This window comes from Streptomyces boncukensis, assembly GCF_011045075.1.
GTDB lineage: Bacteria > Actinomycetota > Actinomycetes > Streptomycetales > Streptomycetaceae > Streptomyces > Streptomyces boncukensis.
The window spans coordinates 1-2,241 of the sequence record NZ_JAAKZZ010000806.1 but is presented as its reverse complement, the minus strand read 5'-3'; the positions used below and the strand labels follow the sequence as shown (position 1 = coordinate 2,241).

Annotated in this window: 2 protein-coding genes; both read right to left on the bottom strand. The window is 72.6% G+C overall.

Annotation, left to right across the window (positions count from 1 at the left end; translation table 11 throughout):
- Nucleotides 1-140: 140 nt before the first annotated feature.
- A complete protein-coding gene (locus G5C65_RS35835; RefSeq protein ID WP_165303227.1) occupies nucleotides 141-698 on the bottom strand; it encodes a maltose acetyltransferase domain-containing protein in 558 nt (185 codons plus the stop codon).
- 80 nt (nucleotides 699-778) lie between these two features.
- Nucleotides 779-2,241: DUF6351 family protein (locus G5C65_RS35830; protein ID WP_165303226.1), on the bottom strand; the 1,463-nt coding region annotated here is incomplete at its 5' end.

The window sequence follows — 2,241 nt, the reverse complement described above, 5'->3', positions numbered from 1 at the left end:
ATCCCGCCCTCCCCGCTGTCCGGTTCCGTATGACTCCAGTCAACGGGCGGGGCGGCCCGGGCCCCATGGCACAGGCGCTCAGCGGCATACGCGCGGATCTCACCGCCCGGGTCCGGGGCGGGTCCGGGCCGGGCCCGGGGTCAGTCCAGGCTGCGCAGCACGCGGGCCGGGTTGCCGACGGCGAGCACCCCGGCGGGCAGATCGCGGGTGACGACGGAGCCGGCGCCGACCACGGTGTCGTCCCCGATGGTCACCCCGGGGCAGACGATGACGCCGCCGCCCAGCCAGACGTTCTCGCCGATGGTGACGGGCTCGCCCTTCTCCCACCCCTCCCGGCGTCGCGCGCGGTCCAGCTCGTGGGTGGGGGTGAGGAGCTGCACGTTCGGGCCGATCTGGGTGGCGGCGCCGACGGTGATGGGCGCGGAGTCCAGGAAGACGGCGTTGAAGTTGACGAAGACGTCGTCGCCGAGGGTGATGTACGAGCCGAAGTCGCAGTGGAACGGGGGCCGGACGCGCACGCCCTCGCCGAGCGAGCCGATGAGCTCCGCCAGCACCTTGTTCCGTTCGGCGGGCGGGCTCGCGCCCAGCGCGTTGTACCGGTCGCACAGTTCGGCCCGGCGGAGCGTCTCCGCGCGCAGCTCCTCGTCGTCCGGGATGTACCACTCCCCCGCCAGCATGCGCTCCTTGTTCACACCCACGGACAGCCCCTCCGGTCCCGCTCGACGCCGCTCAGGAACGATCTCCGCAGAGCGTACTTCCCCGGCTTCCCCGGCCGGGGTCAGTAGCTCAGCCAGGTGCCGCGCAGGCTCTGCCGCCCCACGCCGGGGCGGGTGTAGTCGCACACGCCAGCGGCGAAGGTCCTGCGCAGCCTGCGCCACTCCGGCTCGCTCCACCGTACGTCCCCGTAGGCGTCCCGCCGCACCGGCCGCTTGCGGCACTTGATCACGTCGGAGGCGATGTCCTCGCCCGCGACCTCGCGCGGGAAGGAGTGCGAGGGGTAGAGCTTCTCGCAGCGGCTGTCCGGGGCGCGGTTCAGCTTCTGGGCGAGGAAGACGGGCCTGCGGCCCCGGGTGTTGCAGCCCTCCCGGAGCCCGTCCGGCTTCGCCCGGACGATCTTCTCGATGCGGGGCGCGTGCGAGGTGTCCGCGGCCAGCGCGGTCAGCCAGCGGTCCATCATCGTCAGCGAGCGGCGCAGCAGCGGGCTCTTGAGGCTGAAGGGGCCGTAGCGCGAGTCCTCCAGGACGCTGACCATGTTCGCGGAGGTGCCGTTGGCCTTCTCCAGCCGCTTGCGCATGGAGAGCGAGTGGTAGCGCAGATGGGTGTCGCCCCCGGGGCTGTCGTCCGTGTACGCGCGGTACTCGATGATCGGGGCGTCCGCGAGGCCGCCGCCCCCGCTGGTGAGGCGCCCGGTGCGATAGGCGGTCCGCACGGCTTTCAGGTCGGCCTCGGTGCGGCGTGCGATGTGCCGGGCGTCCTGGTCGAAGCCGCCGATCCGCACGTTGAGGTCGAGGAACTGCTTCTTGCTGATGGTGCCGTCGCGCAGCGCGCCGAGGCCGTACTGGATGCCGGTGTTGTCCAGGGGCCTGCGCGCGAATCCGGTCTCCGGGTCGGTGCCGTAGACGTTCCTGGCGTGGTCGTAGAGGTCGCAGCGGGCGCCGCGCGGAGCGGTCCGGGGGTGGTAGCGCAGCTTCTCGGGGAGCACCCCGCAGTCGCCGCGCGGGTCGATGCGGACGGCGTCGCGCCGGGTGCCGGTGGCGACGGCGTACGAGGCGAAGCCGGTGACGGCGCGCTTCTGCTCCTCGGTCCAGCCCGCGCCGTGCCTGGCGAAGTAGTCGGTGAGCAGCTTGGTGTCGGTGACGCGCTGGGTCATGGCGAAGCCGACGTCCGGGAAGGAGCAGGCGGGGACGATGCCGTCGAGGATCCCGGGGTAGTTGTCCACGATCTGGTACGCCTGGTACGAGCCGCCGGAGCAGCCGAGGCCGATGGTGTGGACGGCCGGTCCGTACGCCTCGGTGAAGCGCTCCTTGACCATCGAGGCGGTCTCGGCGGCGGTCAGGTCGGAGCAGTTCTGTCCGAAGACGTTGAGCGTGGAGGACATCAGCGCGTAGCCGCGGCCGAGCAGGTACGGCGAGGTGACGCCGCCGGTCGCGGTCCCCTGCCGGTACCAGCCGCCGACGCAGCCGCCGCCGAGGGTGAAGACCGCGCGTCCGTTCCAGCCGCCGGGGCGGGTGAGGGGGGTGG